We start from the raw sequence: 24,105 nt of genomic DNA, 5'->3' as shown, positions 1-24,105 counted from the left end.
CCAGCTGACGCTAGACCGGTCGGTACGCTACCAACGTCTCATCAACCCGAAACTGTCCACGATGTCGTGAGACATACCTGTTCACGATGTCCTGAAACATGGCACAGGGTTAGACCCCTGTTTCCCACTCACGACCGGGTCAGGCCAGCAATGCCTTCGCGATGTGGGTCACCTGGATCTCGTTGCTCCCGGCATAAATCATCAGCGACTTCGCGTCCCGCGCCAGCTGTTCCACCCGGTACTCGGCCATGTACCCGTTCCCCCCGAACAGCTGCACCGCCTCCATCGCCACCTCCGTCGCGGCCTCCGACGAGTACAGCTTCATCGCCGACGCCTCGGCCAGCGAAGGACGCTTCCCCGCCCGCAGCTTGGCCACCGTCTGGAACACCATGTTCTGGACGTTCAACCGCGCCACCTCCATCTTCGCCAGCTTGAGCTGGATCAGCTGGAACCGGCCGATCTCCTGGCCCCACAAACGACGGCTCTTCGCGTACGCGATGCACAGCCGCTGGCACTCGTTGATGATCCCGAGCGACAGAGCCGCCACGCCGACGCGCTCCGCCGCGAAACTCTCCCGCGCGCTCTCGGAACCGGACGACGACAGCAGCCGGTCCGCGCCCAGGCGGACGTCGTCGAAGAACAGCTCGCCCGTCGGGGATGACATCATCCCCATCTTCTTGAACGCCTTGCCCTGGACGAACCCCGGCATTCCGCGGTCCAGCACGAACGTCAGCACCGGCCGGTCCCGCACCGGCGAACCGTCGTCGAGCTTCGCGTAGACCACCACGACGTCGGCGTGCGGGCCGTTCGTGATGAACGTCTTCCGCCCGTTCAGCACGTATCCGTCACCGGAAAGCCGGACCGTGGTCTGCATGCCGCCGAACGCGTCCGAGCCCGAGTCCGGCTCCGTGATCGCCCACGCGCCGATCTTCTCGAACGTCGCCAGCCCCGGCAGCCAGCGTTTCTTCTGTTCCAAGGAGCCCTTCGAGAGGATCGTCGCCGCGGTCAGACCCAGCGAAACGCCCATCGATGCGACGATCCCCAGGCTCACCCCGGCCAGTTCGCTGATCGCGACCAACGCCAGCGTCTCCTGCCCGCCCAGCGACGAGGACGAAGAGGAACCCGAGGGAGACAGAAGACGAGAGACCGACTCCCGCGCGAGCGCATCCAGCCCGAAGGCCGCGAACAGCTTCCGGATGATGTCGTACGGCGGCAGCGCCCCGCTCTCCAGAGCGTCCAGCTGAGGCCGGATCTCCTTCTCGATGAACTGCCGGATCGAGTCGCGGATCAGCAGATCCGTCTCGGACCATTCGATCACGGCAGCCTCGCCGCGATGTCGTCGATCGTCCACGCGCCTTCGGTCTCGATCACCTTGACGTCGTGCCAGCCGGCCAGCTCCGAGATCGCGCCGCCCTGGACCGCGAACACCTTGCCCGTCAACGGGCACTTCTCGGACGCCAGGTACGCCACCAACGGCGAGATGTTCGCCGGCGAGAACGCGTCGAACTCGCCAGAGGCAACCGACTCGGCGAAGATCGCCCCCATCCCCGGCGTCGCCAGCGTCAGCCGCGTGCGGGCGATCGGGGCGATCGCGTTGACCCGCACCCCGTAGCGCTCCAGCTCGGCCGCCGCCACCAGCGTCATCGCCGCGATGCCCGCCTTCGCCGCGCCGTAGTTCACCTGGCCCGCGTTCGGCAGCGTCACGCCGGACGCCGACGCCGTGTTGATCACCGACGCCGCCACCGGAGAACCCGCCTTCGCACAGGACTTCCAGTACGCCGCCGCGTGGTGCAGCACCGCCGCGTGCCCCTTGAGGTGCACCGCGATCACCGCGTCCCACTGCTCCTCGGTGATCCCCGCGACGAACGCGTCCCGCAGGATGCCCGCGTTGTTCACCACGACGTCGAGCCGCCCGAACTCCGAAACCGCCTGGTCCACCAGCTCGGCCGCACCCTGCCACGACGTCACGCTCGATGTGTTCGCCACCGCCGAACCACCCAGGGCCCGGATCTCCGCGACGACGTCGGAGGCAGGCCCGGCGGAAGAGCCACTCCCGTCGTTGTCGCCCCCGAGGTCGTTGACGACCACCCGCGCGCCCTCGCGGGCGAACAGCAGCGCGTGCTCCCGCCCGATTCCCCGGCCCGCGCCGGTGACCAGCGCGACGCGCCCGTCGAGTGCACCCATCACAGCTCTCCCAGTTCCGCTAGCCCGTCCTTGATCACCAGTGCGTCGCCGACCGACGTTTCGAAGGCATAAGTAGAAGGTCCCGCCGCCCAGATCGACGTCGACAGGTCCTGTCCCGGCAGCACCGGCGACGCGAACCGCACCGCCAGCCGTCGCAGTCTGTCCACTGAGGACTCGCCGACCTCGGTCAGCACCGCCCACGACGTGAACGCCATCGTGCACAGCCCGTGCGCGATGATCCCCGGCAGTCCCGCGGCCCGGGCCACCTCCTCGTCGAGGTGGATCGGCATCGGGTCGCCGGCGGCCGGGCCGTAGCGGAACGTCTGGTCGTCGTCGACGTGCTGGCTGACCTTCGCCACCGGCGCCGAAGAACGCCAGGAGTCGTCGAACCGGTGCGACGGCCCCAGCGCCCCCTCCTTCGAACCGGTGTCGAAGCCGCGCACGAAGAACGTCACGTACTGCTCGTTCACCAGGTCACCGGAAGCAGTGCGGCACTCCAGGTAGACCGTCGCCCGAGTGCCCTTCGGCAGTCCTTCGTAGCCGGTCATCTTCGCCCGCGACACCAAGGAATCACCGGGCCGGATCGGGCGGTGGAACCGGAAGTCCTGCTCGCCGTGCAGCACCTTGCCGAACAACGACGTCGGCACCACTTCGAGGGCCGGCTCCAGCAGCGACTGGAACACCGGCACGATCGCGAACACCGGGCTCGCGACGTCCCCGGCGCGGTGCGCGGGGATCGGATCGTTGGTCGCGAGAGCGTATTCGACGAGCCGCTCCCGCGTGACGTCGAACGACACCGGCGACGTCCACTTGTCCAGGCCGGCGGGGTCGAACTTCATGCGACCAGAGCCTTGAACTTCTCGAGGGACTCGTCGAGGTTCTTCTTGCCGTCCTTCTCGACGGCTTTGCCGAGCGCGCCGACGATCATCTGGCCGGTGAACTCGGCCTCGATGGTCGCCGCCGAGCCGGCGCCGGCCGCCGCCACCGACAGCGAGAAGCTGATCTTCACCCCGGCCATCCCGGTGCCCGAAATGACCAACCGGGAAGGTGCTTCGTAGGTGTCGACGGTCCAGGTGATCGTGTTCGCCATCCCGAGCATGGTGACCACTTCGGACACTTGCGTGCCCGGCGAGAACTCCGCCGGGACGTCGCCCTTCCACTTGGTGTGGATGGTCAGCCACTTCTCGAAGTTGTTGGGGTTGGAGAACTCCGCCCACACCTTGTCCGGTGCGGCGGGCAGTTCGACGGACGCGCTGATCCGGCCCATGGTCGCTCCTAAGCTCGCTGGTAAGCGGTGACGACGGCGACGCCACCGAGTCCGATGTTGTGCTGCAACGCGGCCTGGACGCCGTCGACCTGGCGTTCGTCGGCGGAGCCACGCAGCTGCCAGGTGAGTTCGGCGCACTGGGCGAGCCCGGTCGCGCCGAGCGGGTGGCCCTTCGAGATGAGCCCGCCGGACGGGTTCACGACCCACCGGCCGCCGTAGGTGGTGTCGCCGGCGTCGACGAGCGACCCACCTTCGCCTTCGGGACAGAGGCCGAGCGCTTCGTACGTCAGGAGTTCGTTGGCGGAGAAGCAGTCGTGCAGCTCGACGACCTGGAAGTCGGCCGGCCCGAGCCCGGCCTGCTCGTACACCTGGAGGGCGGCCTGCCGGGTCATGTCGTAGCCGACGATGTTCTTCGCGCTGCCGTCGAAGGTGCTGCGGAAGTCGGTGGTCATGGCCTGCCCGACGATCTCGACGGCCCGCTCGGCCAGTCCGTTGGTCTCGACGAAGGCTTCGCTCGCCAGGATGGCCGCGCCGGAGCCGTCCGACGTCGGCGAGCACTGCAGCTTGGTCAGCGGGTCGTAGATCATCCGCGACGCGAGGATGTCGTCGAGCGAGTAGACGTCCTGGAACTGCGCGTACGGGTTGTTCACCGAGTGCCGGTGGTTCTTCTCGCCGATCTTCGCGAAGTGTTCGGCGGTCGTGCCGTACTTCTTCATGTGCTCGCGACCGGCGGCGCCGAACATCCACGGAGCGGGCGGGAACAGCACCTCGGAGATCTCGGCGAGGGCCTGCATGTGGTTGGCCATGGGCTGTTCGCGGTCGTCGAAGGTCGACCCGAGCGAACCCGGCTTCATCTTCTCGAAGCCCAGCGCCAGCACACAGTCCGCGCGGCCGCCCCGGATCGCCTCAGCGGCCAGGTACAGCGCGGTCGAGCCGGTGGAGCAGTTGTTGTTGACGTTGACGACCGGGATCCCGGTCATCCCGAGCTCGTAGACGGCACGCTGCCCGGACGTCGACTCGCCGTAGACGTACCCGACGTAGGCCTGCTGGACGGCGTCGTACTCGAGCCCGGCATCCTCGAGCGCGTGGGTCCCGGACTCACGCGCCATCTGCGGGTAGTCCCAGCCTTCGCGTCGCCCGGGCTTCTCGAACTTCGTCATCCCGACGCCGACGACGTACACCCTGTTCGTCATGGCAACAAACATACAGACCGGCATGTATTTATCAAGACCGGACCACGGACCCGCAGGTCAGTGGCACAAAATCAGCCCAGCGGAGCCAGCGGACCCGGGTAACGAGCCGGGTCGAGGCAGCTGCCGAGGCCGTCGACGACCGAGCAGAACCCCGGCGGCCGCACCGGCGTGTAGCCGGCCGGGACGCCGTGGCCCGCGATCAGCTGCCGGTACGCCGCGACGGCGTCGGTCGGCCGGCGCGTCAGCGTGGCGTCCGAGCGGGCGTCCACTGTGTACAGTCCGAACCGCGGCTGGTAGCTGCCCCACTCGTAGTTGTCCGTGAGGCTCCAGTAGTTGTAGCCGATGACGTTCATTCCGTCGGCCTTCGCCCGCTGCACCCAGTAGATGTGGTCGCGCAGGTGATCCGAACGCGTATAGCCGTCGGGACGCGCGTTTCCGTTGTCGGTCGGCATCCCGTTCTCGACGACGTACAGCGGCAGGCCCGGGAACTTCCGCGCGTAGTAACGAAGTGCGTAGTAGATGCCGTCCGGCTGCGGCGTCACCTTCCAGAACTCGCCGCTGGCCGCGTGGATCGCACTGAGGTTGTCGAGGCTCGCGCCGTAGTAGTAGTCGAGGCCGGCGAAGTCGAGCTTGTCGCGCACCTGGTCGAGGAACGACGCGTCGAGCACGCCCTGCACGGCCGGGATGTACGCCGTGTTGCTGGACACGAGCGCACCCGGGTCCAGCTGGTGGATCAGGTCGTACGCCGCGCGGTGCACCTTCACCAGCCGCGCCTGCGCCCACGGCAGCTTCCACCCGGCGAGCCCGCCGTTGGTGGTCTCGTTCTGCAGGTAGACGGTCGGCTCGTTGATCGTGATCCAGAGCGCGCCGAGCCCCTTGTACCGGTCCACGACGCGGCGGGCGTTGGCGAGCCAGGCGTCGACCGTGCGATCGCTGTCCCAGCCGCCCTGGTCGGCGACCCAGCCCGGGTACACCCAGTGGTCGAGGGTGATCATCGGCCGCATCCCGGCGTCGAGGACGCGGCGCACGACGTCGTCGTAGTACGCCAGCTCGGCCTGGTCGACCTGCCCGGGCCGCGGCTCGATCCGCGCCCACTCGACGCTGAAGCGGAACACGTTCACGCCGAGCTGCTTCGCGTGGTCGATGTCCTCGACGTAGCGGTGCCGGAAGTCGACGGACTCGAGGTAGGGCTCCTTGATCGACGAGGTCTTCGCCTGCTCGTAGCGGCGCCAGTTGCTGTCGGGCGCCGAGCCCTCCGCCTGGTAGCCGGAGGTGGCGACACCCCAGAAGAACGGCTGCGTGACCGCCACCGCGGGACCCACGCCGGTCAGCATTCCGGCCAGCAGGGCCACCACCACGAGGATTGTTCGGTTCCCGCGCACCACGGCATCCTCCTCAGCTAACGCGAAGGGTGTTCACGTTACTGGGCGGTAGGCCCCAGCGCATCCCCCGAAGAGCGGAAAGCCGTGAAGGGCACCTTCAGGGCGTTATAGGCCCTGAAGGTGCCCCTCACGACCTTCCCCCTAGGCGACCTTGAACGACTGAGCGGCGCTGCCATCACAGGTCGACTGGACCAGCTGGACGCTGTCCGCGGTGGACGCTCCCGGCACGGTCAGGCACTTGCCGCTGTGGCGGGCGACGAAGTGGTAGTACCCACTGCCCTCCGACACCGGCTGCCACTGCTGGTTGTTCCCGCCGCTGTAGGACCACAGCTGCAGGCCGGCGTTGTCCGTCGTCGCCACGTTCGTGACGTCGATGACCTCGGCCGGGTTGGTGCGGTTGTTGATCCGGTCGAAGCCGCCGCTGGTCGCGGCGAACTGGTACTGCTGCGCCGTGGTGCCGTTGCAGGTGTACTGCTGGATCACGGTGCCGTTGGTGCTGCCCGCGGCCTTCGCGTCGATGCACTTGCCGGACGCCTTGTTCGTCACGGCGTACCAGGCCGACGGGTCGATCGTGCCGTCCGGCGGCGGGGTGGTCGTGCCGCCGCCACCGAGCCACTTCAGGCCGTCCAGCAGGAACCGGTTCTGGTCGGCGCTCTCGAAGGTCGAGGACAGCGCGGTGTTCGTGTCGTAGTTCATCGCGTTGTGGCCGAAGTTCGAGTAGATCATCTTGTAGTTCTTGTTCGTCCACGAAATCGGGTAGTACCCGCTGTTCCAGGTCTGGCTCGGGTCGGTGCCGATCGGGAACGTGGACTGGTCCATCGATGCCAGGATGGTGATGTTGCTGTTCTGGCGCAGGTCGTTCTGCCAGGCGTACCACTCGGACGTCGAGGACTTGATGGTCGCCGGCAAGTTCACCGTCGAGGGGTGCGTGCGGTTCTCGATCTTCAGCGTCTCCGGCGTCGGGCCCCACGTGTTCGTGGTGAACCGGCCGGTGCCGAGGAAGTCGTTGTGGAACCAGTTGGCGTACGACGGCGTCGAGCTGTCGTTGTACGCCGTGACGTGGAAGCCGTAGAACGCGCCGCCGGCCTGCATGTACCGCTGGAAGCCCTGGAACTGCGCCTGCGACTGCGGCTGGTCGTCGAGGAACATGACCACCTGGTACTGGCTCGGCGTGATGGTGGTCAGCTGGTTCCAGTTGGTCGTCGAGGTGTAGGTGAAGCCGTTGGCGCCCGCCTGCTGCGGGAACCAGACGTTGGCCTCCTTCTCGAAGCTGATGTGCGCGGCGTCGTAGGTGCCGCTGTAGAACGCGAGCACCTTGAACGGCGTCGCGGCCTGCACGGCCGGAGCGCCCAGGGTGAGCCCTAGACAGGCAGCGAAGAAGGCCAATACCCGGATCAGGGGGCGGCGGGATCTTGACGACATGCGTGTTCCTTCCGGTGGGGGCGGGGAAACGATCACCAGTGGCGCGAGTAGTGCAGGCCGTAGCCGAAGGGGAACAGCGCGGGCTTGCCGTCGCCGGCGTTGATCGGCTGCTGGTCGGCGCTGCGCATCCAGGTCACCGGCAGCTTGCCGGTCGGGTTGTAGTCGCCGAAGAGGACGTCGGCGACACCCTGGCCTTCGCTGCCCGGCAGCCACGACTCGACCAGCCCGGCCCAGTCCGGCAGCTGCGCCGCGATGTCGAGCGGGCGCCCGGACACCAGCACGACCACCGTCGGCACGCCGGAGTCCTTCAGCTTCTGCAGCGTGGCGAGGTCGCTGGCGTCCAGACCCATCCCTTGTGGACGGTCACCCTTGCCTTCCGCGTACGGCGTCTCCCCCACGACGGCGACGGCGACGTCGTAGCTCTGGTCGATCCCGGCGCCGTCCTTGGCGTAGGTCACCTTCGACGACGTGCTCTTGATGCCTTGCAGGATCGTGGTGCCGGGGATGACCGGGCCGCTGGTGCCCTGCCAGCCGACCGTCCAGCCGCCGGACCGGTTGCCGATGTCGTCGGCGCTCTTGCCGGCCACGAAGATCTTTTCGCGCTTGGACAGCGGCAGCACGTAGTTGTCGTTCTTCAGCAACACCTGGGACTCGCGGACGGCCTGACGCGCCAGGTCACGGTGCTGCTTGCTGCCGATGGTGTTCAGGAACCGGCGGTCGGTGAGCGGGTGCTCGAAGAGGCCGAGCTCGAACTTCTTCGTCAGGATGCGCTTGGTGGCGTCGTCGATCCGCGACATCGGCACGCGGCCTTCTTGCACCAGCGTGCGCAGCGTGTCGATGAACTTCTGCCAGTCGTAGGGCACCATCACCATGTCGATGCCCGCGTTGATCGACGCCTCGACCTCTTCGGGGGTGAAGCCGGTCTTGCCGTCGATCTTGTCGACGCCGTTGTAGTCCGAGACGACGATGCCCTGGAAGCCCAGTTCCTTCTTGAGGACGTCGTTGATCAGGTAGGAGCCGGCGTGCATCTTGACGCTGTTCCAGCTGCTGTAGGAGATCATCACCGAGCCGACCCCGCGCTGGATCGCGGCCTTGAACGGCGGCAGGTGGATCTGGCGCAGCTCCTGCTCGCTGATCTCGGTGTTGCCCTCGTTGACGCCGCCGGTGGTGCCGCCGTCGCCGACGTAGTGCTTGGCGGTGGCCATGACCGAACCGGGCTGGTTCAGCGAACGCCCCTGCAGGCCGGTGATGATCGACGTCATCTCGGTGGCCAGCTGCGGGACCTCGCCGAAGGACTCGTAGGTGCGGCCCCAGCGGTCGTTGCGGGCGACGCACAGGCAGGGCGCGAAGTCCCAGTCGATGCCGGTGCCGGAGACCTCTTCCGCGGTGGCGCGGCCGATCTTCTCGACCAGCCGCGGGTCGCGCGTCGCGCCGAGGCCGATGTTGTGCGGGTAGACGGTGGCGCCGTAGAGGCCGTTGTGGCCGTGGACGGCGTCGACGCCGTAGATCAGCGGGATGCCCAGTGGCGTGGCGAGGGCGGCCTTCTGGAAACCGTCGTACATGTCGGCCCAGGTGACAGGCGTGTTGGGGGTCGGCTGCGAGCTGCCGCCGGAGAGCAGCGAGCCCAGCCGGCCGGTGGTGACGTCGGCCGGGCTTTTGACCCCGAGCCGCTCGGCCTGCATCATCTGGCCGAGCTTGTCGTCGAGGGTCATCCGGGACATCAGGTCGGCGACCCGGACCTTCACCGGACGCCGGGAATCCTTGTAGGCCGGGCCGTTCCCGGCGAGGGCGGGGGTCTCCGACGCCACCAGCAACCCCAGTGCCAGCGCGCCGATGGCCAGTCTGCGTCCGAGACCCATCCGGGTCCTCCTCGTCGAGAGACCGAAATTCACGCCTTGAATTAAGACACAGGCTTTTGGGGTTGGTCCAGACCTCTGACCGAACTCGGTTTCCGCTCAGCGGGATTGCGGATTGCGGTCATGGACTGACCTAATTCGCTTCTACGGTCGTCCCATGACTCGCGAACACGAAGACCTCCTGGGCCTGCTGGCGGAAGTGCGGAAGCGCTTGCTGATCCCGGTCCGCGACATTTCGGACGCCGACGCGGCGAAGCGCACGACGGTCAGCGAACTGACCCTGGGCGGCCTGATCCGCCACTTGGCGACGGGCGAGCGCCTGTGGCTGCAGGTCCTGAAGTCCGCGGACGGTTCGCTGCCGGACGGCATGCTGGACACGGCGCAGTACTCGATGAGCGAGACGCTCTCGCACTGGCTTTCGGCCTACTCGGCCGCGGCCGCCGAGACGGACGCGTATGGGCGTTCGCTGCCTTCGCTGGACGTCGAGGTGCAGCTGCCGATGACACCGTGGTCACCGCCCGAACCCCAGTTCTGGTCGGCCCGCCGGATCGTGCTGCACCTGATCCACGAGACGGCCCAGCACGCGGGCCACGCGGACATCATCCGCGAGTCCCTGGACGGCGCGAACTCGACCGCCCAGCTGAACTGAGCCACACTGACCCGATGCCGGCCGTCTACAAGAACGCGCGCGGCCAACGCGAAGTACGCCAATGGTGCACGGACGCGTTGGCCCGCAACGACTTCTCGATCACCAGCACGACGGTGACCACCAGCGCCGGGCGAGTGGAGCTGACCTCCGCCGGCGCCGGGCGGACGCGGGTCGTCCTGGTGCCCGGCACCGGGTTCTCCGCGGCCATGGCACTGCCGTGGTTGCGGGCGCTGTCGGCCCGCCGGCCGACGACGGTGGTGGACCTGCCCGGCCAGCCGGGCCTCAGCGACCCGCGTCGCCCCCGGCGCTCCCGATCGGCCTGGTACGGCGCTGTTGTGGACGAGGTCCTGACGGCGATGGACGCCGAAGACGTCGTGCTGGTCGGCAACTCGCTCGGCGCCGCCGTCGTCCTGGCCGCCGGCTCGCCCCGCGTCGCGGCCCGGGCACTGGTCTCCCCCGCCGGGATCGTGCGGCTGAGCGTGGATCCGCACTTGGCCCTGGCGTCGACGCTGTGGCTGCTGCGGCCCACCGCCGAGAACACCCGCCGGATGCTGCGGCTGTTCGTCGGCCCCGGCGAAGACCCACCCGCGACGGAGGTGGAGTGGATGACGCTGGTGGCTCGCTGCTGCCGCACGACGCTCGCTCCGCCGCCCCTGCCGGAAGAGCTCCTGGCTCGCCGTGCCGGGCAGCCGTGCGTCATCGGAGTCGGGGAGTACGACCGGTTCCTGTCACCGCGCCGCCTGGTCCCGGCGGCGCGCCGCACGCTCGGCGCCGACGTCCGGGTGTTCCCCGGCATGGGCCACCTGACCACGGCGCCCCACCTCGACGAGGTCGTGGACCTCGTGGCACAGCTGGGCTGACCGGAACTGTCGGTGCCTCCCGGTAGCGTGGAGAAACGGGGGCGGCTCAGCGATCCGAGCGCAACGAAGCCGGGTCGAAGGAGTCCCAATACGCGTCCTCGTCCTCCGCGCTCGTCACCGGTTCGGGTGAATTCGGCGGCGCCGAACCGAGCCGCTCCGCGCGCAGCCGCTGGAACTCCTCGACTGTCATCCCCGGGTCGTCGTCCTCGGCTCGCGCGGGCGCCGGCAGGCCCGTCATCTGCTCGATCAGGTACGTCATCTCTTCGCCCAGCAGCAAAGCGACCTTGTTGTAGCCGTCCTGGGTCGCTTCGCGCATGGCCGCCTGGGCGATCTCCACCACCAGCGGCCCCAGGCTCTCACCCAGGTTCACCGCCGACGGCGCCAGCCACAGCCGCAGCAGCTTGCCGCGGCCGTCGACCGTCGCCTCCACCTGGCCGTCGAGGTCGTGAGCCGTGCCGGACGCCGACGCCAGGAGCTCGTCCACGCGGGCCATCGCCTCTTCGCGCGCCCGGGCCTGCGAAATCAGCTCACGCGTCGTGGGCATCGCGCTCACCTTCCGTACGAGTAGGTGTCGGCGTCCGGGTCGTCGTCCGGGATCGGCTCATAACCCAGGACTTCCAGCTGCGACGCGTCCACCACCGGCGCCAGCGCGTGGTACATCTTGTCGCCCGCGCGGCGGGTCGCGCGCTGGGCCAGCTCGAGGATTTGGTCGGCGATCACCGACGACCCGTGCCGCAGCGCCGACCGGTGGATGGTGAGCCCGGTCAGCAGCCCGCCGGGCGCCACCTCGACCTCGATGGTGCTGTCCGGGGACGACGCCTTGCCCACCACCGGGCCGGATCGCTCGAAGCGCGCGGAAGCCTCCGCGCCCGCCCGGTCCGCTTGCTCGGCGATCCGCGAGGAAGCGAGGTCCATGTCGAATTCGGCCACGGTGCGAAGTTACCCCGTCGGCCGGTAGAAGCCGATGAACGACTGTCCCGCGTTCGTGGTGCGGATCTTGCTGATCTGCACCGGGTCGCCGGCCTCGATCATCTGACCGTCGCCGATCACCATCGCCACGTGCCCGGACCAGACGACGAGGTCGCCCGGCAGCAGCTGGTCGATCGAGGGCACCTCGGCCCCGACCGTCTGCATCTTCGCCGTCCGCGGCAGCTGCAGCCCCGCGTCCTGGTACGACGTCATGGTCAGGCCGCTGCAGTCCAGCCCCTGGCCGCGCGCGGTCCCACCCCACACGTACGGCACGCCGAGCTGCGAAAGCGCGTTGCGCACGGCCTTCGCCGCGGTTTCGTTGGGCGCCATGACCTGCTTGCCGCCGGGCAGGTTGATCGCGACGCCGGAGCCGGGCTGCGGCGGGATCGCGACCGGCAGCCGCGGCTTGTGCACGGCACCGCCGCCCCCGCCACCGCCGCCGCCCCCACCGCCGCCGCCTCCGGAGTCCCCACCGCCGGAGTAGCCGCTGTTGCTGTTGAAGGACGAGCCCACCTTCGTCGAGGACGCGCTGCTCGCCGACGTCGTCTGCTCGCCGCCGCCCAGCTTGGTGCCGATGTCGGTGAGCTGGTTGATCGTCTGCTCGCTGAAGGTCGCGGCCTGGCCGGTCAGCTGGCTGATCTTGGTCTGCAGCTTCATCAGGATGTCGCGCGACGCGGCAGCACGGCTTTCCGGCGGCTGGATCGACTTGACCGCCGCCAGCGCCTTCATCGCCGCCGAGATCTCCTTGATGATCTGGTCGCGGACCTGGTCGTTCTTGATTTCGCCGAGGTTCAGCGTCTCGGCCGCCTCGGCGACGGCCTTCTCGATCTCGGCGCTTTCGTCGAGGAGGTCCTGGACCTCCTTCTCCAGGCTCTGCGACGTCGTGGTGGCGCGGTCGGTCGTCGAGCCGGAACTGGCGGAAGCCAGGTTGACGCGCTGGTCGGCCGCGGTGTCGCGAGTGCGTCCCACCGACGTCTGCAGCGCGACGTGCGCGTCGCGCGCGCCGCCGATGGCGGCCGGGTCGTGGCGCAGCTTGTCCGCGAACTGGTTCGTCGTGTCCAGGCTGTGCCGGACGAGCTGGTCGGTGTGGTGCTCGGTCACGTGAGATCCGTCCCGAGGCGCCGGACGACGTCGCCGTGCTCGGCCTCGACCGCCGCGTAGTTGCGGTCGGTCTGCCGGGCCGCGTCGCCGACCTGCCGCCAGCCACCGCCGACGCGGTGCATCCGCTCCTGCAGCGCGCGCATCCGGCCGCTGTAGGCGCCGGAGAAGCCGGACTCGCCGCCCATCTCGGAGAAGCCGTGGCCGCCGAGCGTCACGTGCGGGCCGACGTGGTTGTCGGCCGCCCCCTTGACGTCGTCACCGAGCGGGTCGACCTCGCGGGCGTACCGCGCGTACGCGCCGTCGTCGACGTGAAACCCCTGATGCGAACCGTCCACTTGGCCCTCCCTGTCACCGGGAGTGCGACGTGCGCGTGCGACCCCCGGTTCCCCTGCTGCGGGATTCAGCCTAGTCCACGGTCCGTACCCGAGTGGGCGAATTGCCCGGACTCAGCCGGTGACCTTCGCGAGCCAGCCCTGGTCCTGCCAGTTGACGATCGCGCCGTTCGCGGTGACCGTCGGCGTGCCGAAACCGCTCGTCCCGTTGCCGAAGTCCTGCGCCAGCTTCGGGTCGTTTTCGATCTGCTGGAAAGCCGCGTTGACCTGCTGGTCGTACGTGCCCGCGTTGATCGTCTGCGCGAACGCCGGGTCGGTGATGCCGACGTCGTTGCCGAGCTTGATCAGCTGCGCCTTGTCGTAGCCGCGCTTGCCCTCTTCGGGCTGGTTCGCGAACAGCGCGTCGTGGAACTGGAGGAACTTGCCGGCGTCGGCCGCGGCCAGCGCCGCGTTCGCCGAGTCGAGCGAGTAGCCGGGCGGGTCGGAACGGTCGTTGAGCAGCGGCACCATGTGGTAGCGCACCTGCAGCTTGCCGTCGTTGATCGCCTGCTCGACGTCGGTCTTGTAGGTCTTCTCGAACTGGCCGCAGATCGGGCAGAGGAAGTCGGCGTAGACGTCGATCGTGGCCTTCGCGCCCGCCTTGCCGACGGTGACGACGACGCCGTCGCGCTTCTGCGTGACGTCGCCGGCCAGCGAGCTCGCGGTCGTGCCGGGGTTGATGACCTGACCCTCGGTCTTGTTCTTGTCCGAGATCGTCCAGATCACGCCGCCGATCACGAGCGCGGCCACGACGACCACGGCGGCGATCCCGATGATCCACTTCCGCTTGTCGGTCGACGCGCCCCTGGCCTGGGCCACCGCCCTGGCTCCCCCGGCCTGTGCGGCCTGACGACGCTTCCGAGCGGTCCGCTCAGCTCCACCCACTGTGTATCAGTTCCCTTCCGCGATACCCGAGTAGTCGGGCTCGGGTTCGTCAGAGTTCCCGCGACCTCGCGCGAGCCAGCCGTCGAGCGACAGCCACGTGCGCGGCCGCGCCAGCAACCACACCGCCAGCAGCGCGAAACCGGAGTCGCGGAGGATCTCCTGCGGGTATTCGGTCTGCCCCGCCGCCACCTGGCCGCCGCCGCCGAAGCACCCGCAGTCGATGCTCAGCCCGCGCGCCCACGACTGGGCGATGCCGGCGATGAGCACGACGAGCAGCACCAGCGCGGCGCCCGCGACCCACCGGGTCGCCAGGCCCGCAAGCAGGAACAACCCGAGCACGAGCTCGACGAGCGGCAGCGCGATGGCCACCAGGTTGGCGAGTGCGTCCGGCAGCACGTCGTACGCCTTCACGGCGATCAACGTCTGCCCCGGATCCGCCAGCTTGAGCGCACCCGAAACGAGCCAGACGGCCGCCAGCCCGACCCGGGCGAGCGTGCCGACGGCGTCCAGTACGGGTTGGGACGGTCGCACCACGCACTTAGGCTAACGGGAGGACCTGAGAACCACGTGAGGGCACGGCGGCAGCGGAGGGAGGGGCGCGATGCGGTGGCGGACGCTCCTCGGCTCGGCGTTGCTGCTGGTCACGGCGGCGGCGTGCGGCCCCTCGAAGGTCTCGCCGACCGACTCGCTGGTGACCCGCGCCAGTGCGACGGATCACCTGACCATCGGCATCCGGTTCGACGCTCCGGGGCTTTCCGAGCGCACCGTGGATGGGAGATTCGTCGGGTTCGACGTCGACGTCGCGACTTTCGTCGCGTCGGAACTGGGGGTCGCCGCGAAGGACATCACGTGGCGCGAGACGACGTCCGCGACGCGCGAGACGGACCTCACGTCCGGCGCGGTCGACCTGGTCGTCGCGACCTACTCGATCACCGACAAGCGCAAGCAGCAGGTGGCGTTCGCCGGGCCGTACTTCACGACCGGGCAGGACCTGCTGGTGCGGCGCACGTCACCGGACATCACCGGCCCGGAGACGCTCAACGGCCGGCGGCTGTGCTCGGTCACCGGGTCGACGCCGGCACAGCAGGTGAAGGACAAGTTCGCGCAGGCCGTGCAGCTGGTCGAGTACCCGCGGTACCCCGACTGCGTGACCGCGCTGCTCGCCGGCCAGATCGACGCGATGACCACCGACGGGGTGATCCTCGCGGGCTACGTCACGCGTGACCCGGAGCTGCTGAAGGTCGTCGGGAAGGCGTTCTCGAAGGAGAGCTACGGCGTCGGCCTGCGCAAGGGCGACAGCCAGGGCGTGAACGCGGTCGACGACGCGATCCGCAAGATGATCTCCTCCGGCGAATGGCTGCGCTCGCTCAACGCGAACATCGGGCCGTCCGGTTACCAGCTGCCCGCCCCACCCGAGGTCACCGAGAAGTGAAGCTGCCCGATTTACCGGTCCGCGCTGTCCTGCCCGAGGTTCTTTCCGCGTTGGACGCCCACGGCACCGCGGTGCTCGTCGCGCCGCCCGGGACGGGGAAGACGACGCTGGTGCCGCTGGCGCTGGCATCGTCGGGCGGCCGCGTGGTCGTCGCCGAGCCGCGACGGCTGGCCGCGCGCGCGGCGGCTTCCCGGATGGCCGCGCTGCTGGGCGAGCCGGTCGGCGAGACGGTGGGGTACGCGGTGCGCGGCGACCGGAAGGTGTCGGCGCGGACCCGGATCGAGGTCGTGACGTCGGGGCTGCTGGTGCGGCGCGTGCAGGGCGATCCCGAGCTGCCCGGGGTGTCGACGGTACTGCTCGACGAGTGCCACGAGCGGCACCTGGACGCGGACCTGCTGCTGGCATTGCTGCTCGACGTCCGCGCGGGGCTGCGCGACGACCTGCGCCTGCTGGCGACGTCGGCGACGGTGGCCGCGGGCCGGCTCGCCACGCTCCTGGGCGACGCCCCGGTCATCACGGCCTCTGTTGCGACCTATCCCGTGGCTTTCTCGTACGTCCCACCGGCGCGCGGTGAACGCATCGAGGCGTGCGTCGCGCGGGCGGTGCGGACGGCACTGTCCTCAGGGGACGGTGACGTGCTCGCTTTTCTTCCGGGCGCTGGCGAGATCGCGCGGACTTCGGGGATGTTGTCTTCGTCCGATGTGGACGTCTTGCCGCTGCACGGGCGGCTGTCGGCGGCACACCAGGACGATGCGCTGCGGCCGCGCTCGCGTCGCCGGGTGGTGCTGGCGACGGCGGTGGCGGAGTCGAGCCTGACGGTGCCGGGTGTGCGCGCGGTGGTGGATTCGGGTTTGGCGCGGGTGCCGCGGGTCGACCACCGGCGTGGCCTGCCCGGTTTGGCGACGGTGCGGGTCTCGGCGGCGGTGGCCACGCAGCGCTCCGGGCGCGCGGGCCGGGAGGGGCCGGGGCGGGCGTACCGCTGCTGGGCTTCGAACGAGCAGGCTTTGCTGCCGGCTTACCCGGAGCCGGAGATCCGCACGGCCGAGCTGGCCCGGCTGGCGCTGGAGCTGGCGTGCTGGTCGACGCCGGATGGGAGCGGGCTGGCCTGGTGGGACCCGCCGGGCGAGGGAGCGCTGGCGGCGGGGCGTGCGTTGCTGGCGACGTTGGGTGCGACGGACGCTTCCGGATCAGTGACCGCACGCGGTCGCCGGATGGCGGAGCTGGGCCTGCACCCGCGGCTGGCGCGGGCGTTGCTGGACGGCGCGGAGGCGGTGGGAGCCCGGAACGCGGCCGAGGTGGTGGCACTGCTGGATGCGGGCGCAACGCTGACGGACGTGAACGCGGAGCTTCGACGCCTCCGCAGTTCGAACGACGAGCCCGCGCGGCGCTGGAAGCGCGATGCTCGACGGCTCGAGGGACTGGCGGCAAAGTCTTCATCGACTAAACTAAGTTCAGCGACTGAAGTCAGTACAGTCGATGTAGTTCGTACAGCGAGTGAATCGCGCACAGTCACCCGAGCAGGGCGCCCCGATCCCGCGCTGGTCGTCGCGCTCGCGCATCCCGAGCGGCTCGCGCGGCGGCGGCCGGGTGGCGCGCCCGTCTACCTCATGGCCGGCGGTACCGCGGCCGAACTCCCGCCCGGCAGCGGTCTCGACTCCGAATGGCTGGCCATCGCCGAAGCCACCCGCGATCCCGGGCGCGTCCACGGCACCATCCGGCTCGCCGCGGCCGCCGACGAAAAGCTCGCCACTCGCGTCACTCCCGTGTCCGAAGTGGACGAAGTCACCTGGGACGGCGATGTCGTCGCCCGCCAGGTCCGCAAGCTCGGCGCCATCACCCTGTCCGAACGACCCCTGCGCGACGCCGATGTGCACGACGCCCTCGTCACCGGTCTTCGCGAGAACGGCCTGGGCCTCCTGAAGTGGAGCCAGGACGCGACCAGGCTCCGTGAGCGCATGGCGTTCCTCCACCGCGTCATCGGCGAGCTGTGGCCCGCGGTCGACGACGCCACCCTGCTGTCCGATGTGGACAGGTGGCTCGACCTTTCCGCGGCGCGTCGCAAATCCGACCTCGCGACCATCAACGCGGGCACCGCCCTCAAAGCCCTCCTGCCGTGGCCAACAGCGTCCAAACTGGACGAACTCGCCCCGGATCGGCTGGAAGTCCCGTCCGGGTCGCACATCCGCGTCGACTACACCGGCGACCAGCCGGTCCTCGCCGTCAAGCTGCAGGAGACCTTCGGCTGGACCGAAACCCCCACCGTCGCCGGCGTGCCGGTCGTCCTCCACCTGCTCTCCCCCGCCGGCCGGCCGGCCGCGATCACCGCGGACCTCGGGTCGTTCTGGACCACCGGCTACCCGGCGGTGCGCGCCGACCTGCGCGGCCGCTACCCCAAGCACCCCTGGCCCGAGGACCCGGCCACCGCCGTCCCGACCCGGCACGCCCGCCGCCGAACCTGACGAAAGTCGGGGGCCGGCCGCGACCGTCGGCCGATGTCCCGAGCGTCCCGGGAATCCCAGACTGGGGCCATGATCACACTCAGGGGACTCACGAAACGCTACGGGGAGAAGACCGTCGTCGACGCGCTCACCTGCGACGTCGCACCGGGCCAGGTGACCGGCTTCCTCGGCCCGAACGGCGCCGGGAAGTCGACGACCATGCGGATGACCGTCGGCCTCGACCACCCTCAAGCAGGCGAGGTGCTGGTCGGCGGCAAGTACTACGCCGAGCTGCGGCACCCGCTGCGCGAGGTCGGCGCGCTGCTCGACGCCAAGGCCCTGCACCCCGGCCGCAGCGCCGGGAAGCACCTCACCGCCATGGCGCGCAGCAACGGGATCGCGACGAGCCGCGTCGAAGAGGTCCTCGCGACCGTCGGGCTTTCGGACGTCGCCGGCAAGCGGGCCGGGCAGTTCTCGCTCGGCATGGGCCAGCGGCTCGGCATCGCGGGGGCGCTGCTCGGCGACCCCGGCGTCCTGGTGTTCGACGAGCCGGTCAACGGCCTCGACCCGGACGGCGTCCGCTGGGTGCGGCAGCTGATGCGCTCGCTGGCCGCCGAGGGGCGGACGGTGTTCGTTTCCAGCCACCTGATGAGCGAAATGCAGCTGACCGCCGACCACCTGATCGTCATCGGCAAGGGCAAACTGCTGGCCGACGCGCCGGTCGCGGAGTTCATCGCGGGCAACTCCCGCACGACGGTCTCGGTCCGCGTCCCGGCCGACGGCGAACGTTCGAAGCTCGACGAGCGGCTGCGCGCCGAGGGCGCGTCAACGCACGCGGGCGACCCGGACGAGCTGGTGGTGGACGGCCTCGACGTCACCCGCGTCGGCGATCTGGTGCACGAACTGGGGATCCGCGTGCACGGGCTCGCCGAGCGGACGGCGTCGCTCGAGCAGGCGTACATGGAACTGACCGCTTCTTCGGTGGAATACGGGGTGTCGGCATGACCGAGGTTCGCACGGGCGGCCTGTCCGGCGCGGTGGCGGCGGAGTGGACGAAGTTCTGGTCGGTCCGGGCGACGTGGTGGTGCCTGATCGCGGGGGCGGCGCTGATGCTGGGCTACAGCACCCTGTCCGGGATAGCCCAGCACTTCGACGACGACCCCCAGTCGGCGAACACCATCGCCCTCGGCGCCGGTTTCTACCTGACGCAGTTCGCGGTGATCGCGCTGGCGACGCTGTTCGTGACGAGCGAGTACGCGGGCGGCGGCATCCGGTCGACGCTGCTGTGGACCCCGGTCCGCTCTCACGTGGCCCTGGCGAAGGCGGCGGTGCTGCTACCGGTGCTCTTCGCTTACGGCGTAACGCTTTCCTGCGCGGGCATGGCACTGGCAACGGCGGTGAAGGACGGCCACGGCCTGCCGACGACGCTCGAAGGAGGTTTCACGACGGCGTCCGGGATGGGCGGGTACTTCGCGTTGCTGGGGTTGCTGTGCACGGGCGTCGGCTGGGCGCTGCGCAGCGCGGCGGGGACGCTGGTGACGGTGATCGTGCTGCTGGTGCCGCTGCCGCTGATCGTGGCGTCGCTGGGGCTGCCGGAGCTGGTGCCGTACTTCCCGGGCATCGCGGGGGTGAACGCGATGGTCGAGGCGGGGCACCCGAACCCGATCACAATGGCCCCGGCACCGTACGCGCCATGGGTGGGGCTGCTGATCTGCGCGGGATGGGCCGCGGCGGCGCTTTTGATGGGCGGCGCGGTGTTGCGCCGCCGGGACGCCTGAAGCTTCGCTTCCGAGAGCGATCGCGGCGACCACAACGCGCCACCCGACGGCCCGCTCTCCCTGGGCAGGCCCCGGCAAAGTCGGATTCCCGGCGGACAGCGCGGCGGGCGCAGGTCGGTGGTCTCGCCGGCGGTTGTCTTGAATGAGTCATTCAGGGCGTGGGAGGTCCTGAATGACTCATTCAAGACGTTTGGCCGGGGTACTACACCCCGTCGGCCGACGCCGGGACAGCCAAGTCGGGCGACTTTGCCGGAGCCCGCCCTCCCTGGGGGTTGCCCCCGCTTCCAGCGTATCCAGGCCCCCGACAGAAACCCGCCGAGAACCACCACCCGACTCCGGTTGTCCACATCCCACCAGGCCTGTGGACAACCGGACTCACCCCACCCCAATCCCCGCCAAAACCTCCCGAGCACTCTCAACCAACGCCTCGAAACCAGGCGGCGCAAGAGAACCCGTCCCAGCCAAAGAGTCGAAGATCGTCCCCTCCAGCCAGTTCACCACCAACGCCGCATGCCGAGCCGGGTCGGAAGAACCCGCCGCCGTCAACGCCTCCACCGCCAAGCGGCGGATCAGCAACCCACCCTCGTCGTACACCGCGCGCAGCTCCGGACGCCGCGTCGCTTCCAACGCGAACTCGTATCGGGCCAGCATCCGCGTCCGGCCGGAAGTGATCGCCTCGAAAGCGAACCCCGCGATCGACTCCGCCAACCCACCCGGCCGCGGCGAGACCTGGTCCAACGCCACCATCCGCGCCATCGTCAGCGAGAGCAGCGCCGCCCGCGTGCGCGCGTAGTAGGACGTCGAGCCCAACGGCAACCCGGCCGCACGGTCCACCGCCCGGTGCGTCAGCCCGCGCATACCCTCCGCCGCGATCACTTCGATCGCCGCGTCACCAATCACGGAAAGCCGGTCCACGAAGACGCACTCTACAGGTGTAGAGTCCTCTACAGATGTAGAGGAGGAGCCATGCGAGCAGTGGTCGTCGGCGGGGGAATCGGTGGCCTGGGGGCCGCAATCGGGCTCCACCGGGCGGGCTGGACCGTCACCGTGCTCGAACAAGCCGAAGAGTTCGGGGACGTCGGCGCCGGCATCTCGCTCTGGCCGAACGCCCTGCGCTGCCTGGACGAACTCGGCGTCGACCTCGGCGAACACCTCGCCGCCCAAGACCAAGGCGGCCTTCGCGACCGCCGCGGCCGGTGGGTCGCCCGGTGGGACGCCGCCGGCTTCCGGCGCCTCCACGGGCTCCCGCTCGCCGGCATCCACCGGGCCGATCTCATCGCCGGCCTGTGCGACGCCCTCCCCGCCGACCTCCTGCGCACCGGCACCGAGGTCACCGAAGTGACCGAAGACGGCGTCGTCCGCTTCGACGGCGGCGAGATCCGGGCCGACCTCGTCGTCGCCGCCGACGGCATCCACAGCGCGATCCGCCGCGCCCTCTTCCCGCACCACCCCGGGCCCGTCTACAGCGGCAGCTCGGCGTTCCGCGGCATCGCCCGGCCGGCGACGATCCCCGGGCTGAGCACCACCTTCGCCCCCGGCACCGAGGTCGGCGTGCTCCCGCTGACCGGCGGCGACGTCTACTGGTTCGCCTCCTCCGTCACCGAACCCGGCGCCCGCCCGGCCGACCTCAAGGCGTACCTGAAGGAGCACTTCGGCGACTGGCACGACCCGATCCCGGCGCTCATCGACGCGACGCCGCCCGAAGCCCTGCTCTACCACGACCTCCACCACCTGGCCGCACCCCTGGAGACCTACGTCCGCGGCCGGGTCGTCTTCCTCGGCGACGCCGCGCACGCCATGCCGCCGTTCCTCGGCCAGGGCGGCTGCCAGGCCCTCGAAGACGCCGTCGTGCTCGCGCACAGCGTGTCCACAGTGGACGACGTCGACGCCGCGCTCGCCGCCTACGACGCGCAGCGGCGGCCCCGCAGCCAGCGGGTCGCGCGCGCGTCGGTCCGCGCGGGCAAGGCCGGGCCGCAGGTGACCAGCCCGGTGCTCTCCGCCCTGCGCATGAACCTGCTGCGGCTCGTCCCCACGAAACTGACGGCTCGCGCCGGCGCCTCGATCAGCGGCTGGCGGCCGCCTCGTCTCCCCCGGCCAGTCCCGCCTCGTACGCCGTGATCGCCGCCTGCACCCGGTTCTTCACCCCGAGCCGGGTCAGGATCGTGCTCACGTGCGCCTTCACCGTGCCCTCGACGACGAACATCTTCGCCGCGATGTCCGCATTGGACAGTCCGGAACCCACCAGTGCCAGCACTTCCCGCTCGCGCGGGGTCAACGCCGCGACCTTGGAACGCGCCGCCGCGGCCCGGGAGAGCCGCCCGCCCGACAGGCGCGCGATCACCCGCTGCGCCACCTTCGGCGAGAGGAACGCGGCCCCGTCGGCGACGGCGTGGATGCCCGCCAGCAGCTCGCGCGGATCACCCGACTTCAGCAGGAACCCGCCCGCGCCGAGGCCGAGCGCACGCTCGATGTACTCGTCCTCGCCGAACGTGGTCAGCATGATGACGCCGGTCGAGGGCAGCAGCCTCCGGATCTCCGCGGCCGCGCCCAGCCCGTCCAGGCCGGGCATCCGGATGTCGAGCAGCACGACGTCCGGGTGCGTGGCGAGCGCCTGGGCCACGGCCGACCGCCCGTCGCCGGCCTCGGCGACGACCTCGATCCCCGGGTCCGCGCCGAGGATCGCCGCCACCCCCGCCCGCATCAGCGCCTCGTCGTCGGCCAGCACGACCCTGATCACGAATCCCCCTCGCTGAACCAGTTCTTCGAAACGAGCTTCCCGTCGGAGAAGCACAGCCGGTAGGCGGCGTAGTCGTTGTCGAGCCACGATCTTCCGGTGCCGTAGTACTCGCACACGGCACCGGGAACCGACGGCGGCTCGCCGCGCACGGGACGCGAGGACCGCTGACGTTCCGGCAGGCTCAGCTCGGCGCGCGACTGCCCGACCCGCATCCGCTCGTAGGCCGCGGCGGGCAGCTCCGAGGAGTTCCACTGGTAGAGGAACGCGATCCCGCTGACCGCGAGGAGCACGCCGAACAACGCGACCGGGATGGTGACCGCCTGGATCAGGCTGCGCCGCACGTCGCGCCGGGCCAGCTCCAGCGCCCGGGCCGACGTCGACTGCCCGACGGCGTCGTCGGCCGCCTCCCGCCGTTCCGGGGTCTCCTCGACCGGCGCGGCGCCGTGCGGCAGCTCCGCGGTCACGGCGAACCCGCCATCGCGCGGCCCCGCGCTCAGCGTCCCGCCGACGAGCCGGACGCGTTCGCGCAGCCCGATCAGCCCGAGGTGCCCGGACGCGGCCCCGGGCAGCGGGCCGGCGGGCCGCGGCGCGTTCACGACACTCACCGACGTCTGCGAACCGGTGCTCGCCACCCGCACGGTCACCGCGGCACCGGGCGCGTGCTTGGCCACGTTGGTCAGGGCTTCCTGCACCACGCGGTAGGCGGCGCGAGCGACCATCGGCGGCGCCAGCTCGCTGTCCACAGTGGAATCAATGAGCAATCCCGACGCGCGGGCCCGCGCGATCAGCTCGCCGAGGTCGCCCTGCACCGGCTCGACCGGCGCGGCGTCTTCGCGCAGGACGCCGATGATCTCGTGCAGCCGTTCGGTCGCGGCCGCGGCGCTGGTCCGCAGCTGCGTGGCCGCGTCACGCTGGCCGTCGTCGAGCCCGCCCGCGACCTCCAGCGCCGCCGCGCGGACCGCGATCAGGCTCAGCTCGTGGCCCAGCGAGTCGTGCATGTCGCTGGCGATCCGCGCGCGTTCGCGCAGGCGGGCCTGGTCGGCGACCAGGCGCTGCCTGCTTTCCATCTCCTCGGCCCGGCGCCAGCCGGTGCGGGCCAGCTCGCCGCGCACCCGGACGTACCGGCCGAGCAGCCACGGCGACAGCCCCGCGAACACGAGGATCGCCATCATCGAGCCCCAGTCGCCGAGGCCGTCGGGCGCGACGAGCAGCGACACCGGGACGCCCAGCAGCGCGACGGTCCCGCCGATCACCACGGCGGGACGGGCCCGTTCCATCCGCAGCGCGGCCTGGTAGCTCATCGCCACCAGCACGAACACCGTCCACACCGGGACGCGGTCGCCGTAGGGAAAAGGGACGGCGAGCGTCCCGACGAGGGCGATGCCGAGCGAGACGACCGGGTACCGCCGGGCCGTCGCGACCGATCCCGCGACGACGGCGAGGCCGGCGGCCAGCTCCCACCAGGACCGCGTCTCGACCGTGCCGGCGACCACGGTGAAAGCCAGGAACAGCCCGAGGAGCACGTCCAGCGCCACGCGCCACCTGCGCTTCGTCACCTCTCGCACGAGTTTGAAGCTACAA

24 protein-coding genes are annotated in these 24,105 nt (G+C 70.1%); 7 read left to right on the top strand and 17 right to left on the bottom strand.

Annotation, left to right across the window (positions count from 1 at the left end):
- Nucleotides 1-139: 139 nt before the first annotated feature.
- The 8 genes from QQ657_RS49840 to QQ657_RS49805 all read right to left on the bottom strand — a co-directional run bounded on the left by QQ657_RS49840 (nt 140) and on the right by QQ657_RS49805 (nt 9,307).
- The gene (locus QQ657_RS49840) at nt 140-1,318 is read right to left on the bottom strand and encodes an acyl-CoA dehydrogenase family protein (protein ID WP_284749473.1); all 1,179 of its coding nucleotides are present in this window, start codon (nt 1,316-1,318) and stop codon (nt 140-142) included.
- On the bottom strand, nt 1,315-2,184 hold the full coding sequence (locus QQ657_RS49835; protein ID WP_284749472.1) for an SDR family oxidoreductase: 870 nt from the start codon (nt 2,182-2,184) through the stop codon (nt 1,315-1,317). The genes QQ657_RS49840 and QQ657_RS49835 overlap by 4 nt, the downstream gene beginning before the upstream one ends.
- Nucleotides 2,184-3,023, bottom strand: a complete 840-nt coding sequence (locus QQ657_RS49830; RefSeq protein ID WP_284749471.1) for a MaoC/PaaZ C-terminal domain-containing protein — start codon at nt 3,021-3,023, stop codon at nt 2,184-2,186. Before QQ657_RS49830 ends, QQ657_RS49835 begins: the two co-directional genes overlap by 1 nt.
- On the bottom strand, nt 3,020-3,451 hold the full coding sequence (locus QQ657_RS49825) for a type II toxin-antitoxin system Rv0910 family toxin (protein ID WP_284749470.1): 432 nt from the start codon (nt 3,449-3,451) through the stop codon (nt 3,020-3,022). Before QQ657_RS49825 ends, QQ657_RS49830 begins: the two co-directional genes overlap by 4 nt.
- Before the next feature lie 8 nt (nt 3,452-3,459).
- A complete protein-coding gene (locus tag QQ657_RS49820; protein ID WP_284749469.1) occupies nt 3,460-4,644 on the bottom strand; it encodes a lipid-transfer protein in 1,185 nt (394 codons plus the stop codon).
- Nucleotides 4,645-4,715: 71 nt separating this feature from the next.
- Nucleotides 4,716-6,029 carry a glycoside hydrolase family 1 protein gene (locus QQ657_RS49815; protein WP_350310766.1) on the bottom strand — a complete coding sequence of 438 codons (1,314 nt, stop codon included), beginning with the start codon at nt 6,027-6,029 and terminating at the stop codon, nt 4,716-4,718.
- Nucleotides 6,030-6,167: 138 nt separating this feature from the next.
- Nucleotides 6,168-7,448 (bottom strand): ThuA domain-containing protein, encoded by a 1,281-nt coding sequence (locus QQ657_RS49810; RefSeq protein WP_284749468.1) that lies wholly within the window; start codon nt 7,446-7,448, stop codon nt 6,168-6,170.
- A gap of 32 nt (nt 7,449-7,480) precedes the next feature.
- Nucleotides 7,481-9,307, bottom strand: coding sequence for a glycoside hydrolase family 3 protein (locus QQ657_RS49805; protein ID WP_284749467.1), 1,827 nt, complete (start codon nt 9,305-9,307; stop codon nt 7,481-7,483).
- Between the two features lie 154 nt (nt 9,308-9,461).
- On the opposite strand from QQ657_RS49805, the gene QQ657_RS49800 reads away from it, so the two are divergent.
- Both QQ657_RS49800 and QQ657_RS49795 read left to right on the top strand, forming a co-directional pair.
- Nucleotides 9,462-9,953, top strand: coding sequence for a mycothiol transferase (locus tag QQ657_RS49800; RefSeq protein ID WP_284749466.1), 492 nt, complete (start codon nt 9,462-9,464; stop codon nt 9,951-9,953).
- Nucleotides 9,954-9,967: 14 nt separating this feature from the next.
- The gene (locus tag QQ657_RS49795) at nt 9,968-10,813 is read left to right on the top strand and encodes an alpha/beta fold hydrolase (protein WP_284749465.1); all 846 of its coding nucleotides are present in this window, start codon (nt 9,968-9,970) and stop codon (nt 10,811-10,813) included.
- 46 nt (nt 10,814-10,859) lie between these two features.
- Here the strand turns inward: QQ657_RS49795 and QQ657_RS49790 are convergent, their stop codons facing one another.
- The 6 genes from QQ657_RS49790 to QQ657_RS49765 form a co-directional block, all read right to left on the bottom strand.
- Nucleotides 10,860-11,357: a YbaB/EbfC family nucleoid-associated protein gene (locus QQ657_RS49790; protein WP_284749464.1), complete on the bottom strand. Its 498-nt coding sequence runs from the start codon at nt 11,355-11,357 to the stop codon at nt 10,860-10,862.
- Nucleotides 11,358-11,362: 5 nt separating this feature from the next.
- Nucleotides 11,363-11,743, bottom strand: a complete 381-nt coding sequence (locus QQ657_RS49785) for a YbaB/EbfC family nucleoid-associated protein (RefSeq protein WP_284749463.1) — start codon at nt 11,741-11,743, stop codon at nt 11,363-11,365.
- A gap of 9 nt (nt 11,744-11,752) precedes the next feature.
- Complete coding sequence (locus tag QQ657_RS49780) at nt 11,753-12,883, bottom strand: C40 family peptidase (protein WP_284749462.1); 1,131 nt, start codon at nt 12,881-12,883, stop codon at nt 11,753-11,755.
- The gene (locus QQ657_RS49775; RefSeq protein WP_284749461.1) at nt 12,880-13,218 is read right to left on the bottom strand and encodes a hypothetical protein; all 339 of its coding nucleotides are present in this window, start codon (nt 13,216-13,218) and stop codon (nt 12,880-12,882) included. The genes QQ657_RS49780 and QQ657_RS49775 overlap by 4 nt, the downstream gene beginning before the upstream one ends.
- A 111-nt stretch (nt 13,219-13,329) precedes the next feature.
- The gene (locus QQ657_RS49770) at nt 13,330-14,073 is read right to left on the bottom strand and encodes a DsbA family protein (RefSeq protein ID WP_284749460.1); all 744 of its coding nucleotides are present in this window, start codon (nt 14,071-14,073) and stop codon (nt 13,330-13,332) included.
- 72 nt (nt 14,074-14,145) lie between these two features.
- Nucleotides 14,146-14,673, bottom strand: coding sequence for a MauE/DoxX family redox-associated membrane protein (locus QQ657_RS49765; protein WP_284749459.1), 528 nt, complete (start codon nt 14,671-14,673; stop codon nt 14,146-14,148).
- 67 nt (nt 14,674-14,740) lie between these two features.
- Between QQ657_RS49765 and QQ657_RS49760 the strand changes: the two genes are divergently transcribed.
- The 4 genes from QQ657_RS49760 (at nt 14,741) to QQ657_RS49745 (ending at nt 19,787) form a co-directional block, all read left to right on the top strand.
- Nucleotides 14,741-15,571: a glutamate ABC transporter substrate-binding protein gene (locus QQ657_RS49760; RefSeq protein ID WP_284749458.1), complete on the top strand. Its 831-nt coding sequence runs from the start codon at nt 14,741-14,743 to the stop codon at nt 15,569-15,571.
- Nucleotides 15,568-18,030, top strand: a complete 2,463-nt coding sequence (gene hrpB, locus QQ657_RS49755; RefSeq protein WP_284749457.1) for an ATP-dependent helicase HrpB — start codon at nt 15,568-15,570, stop codon at nt 18,028-18,030. Before QQ657_RS49760 ends, hrpB begins: the two co-directional genes overlap by 4 nt.
- A 69-nt stretch (nt 18,031-18,099) precedes the next feature.
- Nucleotides 18,100-19,014, top strand: coding sequence for an ATP-binding cassette domain-containing protein (locus tag QQ657_RS49750; protein WP_284749456.1), 915 nt, complete (start codon nt 18,100-18,102; stop codon nt 19,012-19,014).
- Nucleotides 19,011-19,787: an ABC transporter permease gene (locus tag QQ657_RS49745; protein ID WP_284749455.1), complete on the top strand. Its 777-nt coding sequence runs from the start codon at nt 19,011-19,013 to the stop codon at nt 19,785-19,787. The genes QQ657_RS49750 and QQ657_RS49745 overlap by 4 nt, the downstream gene beginning before the upstream one ends.
- Nucleotides 19,788-20,162: 375 nt before the next feature.
- Here the strand turns inward: QQ657_RS49745 and QQ657_RS49740 are convergent, their stop codons facing one another.
- Entirely contained in the window at nt 20,163-20,645 is a 483-nt protein-coding gene (locus QQ657_RS49740; protein ID WP_350310767.1) for a TetR/AcrR family transcriptional regulator, read from the bottom strand.
- Nucleotides 20,646-20,753: 108 nt separating this feature from the next.
- Here QQ657_RS49740 and QQ657_RS49735 point away from each other — a divergent pair, with 108 nt between their 5' ends.
- A complete protein-coding gene (locus QQ657_RS49735; protein WP_284749453.1) occupies nt 20,754-21,905 on the top strand; it encodes an FAD-dependent monooxygenase in 1,152 nt (383 codons plus the stop codon).
- Here the strand turns inward: QQ657_RS49735 and QQ657_RS49730 are convergent.
- Together QQ657_RS49730 and QQ657_RS49725 are read right to left on the bottom strand one after the other, a co-directional pair.
- Nucleotides 21,850-22,524: a response regulator transcription factor gene (locus tag QQ657_RS49730; RefSeq protein ID WP_284749452.1), complete on the bottom strand. Its 675-nt coding sequence runs from the start codon at nt 22,522-22,524 to the stop codon at nt 21,850-21,852. The genes QQ657_RS49735 and QQ657_RS49730 overlap by 56 nt on opposite strands.
- On the bottom strand, nt 22,521-24,089 hold the full coding sequence (locus QQ657_RS49725) for a sensor histidine kinase (protein WP_284749451.1): 1,569 nt from the start codon (nt 24,087-24,089) through the stop codon (nt 22,521-22,523). Before QQ657_RS49725 ends, QQ657_RS49730 begins: the two co-directional genes overlap by 4 nt.
- Nucleotides 24,090-24,105: the final 16 nt, after the last annotated feature.

Source organism: Amycolatopsis ponsaeliensis (assembly GCF_030182635.1).
GTDB classification, from domain to species: Bacteria; Actinomycetota; Actinomycetes; order Mycobacteriales; family Pseudonocardiaceae; genus Amycolatopsis; species Amycolatopsis ponsaeliensis.
The sequence above is the reverse complement of the archived record's forward strand: the minus strand, read 5'-3'. Positions and strand labels throughout refer to the sequence as shown.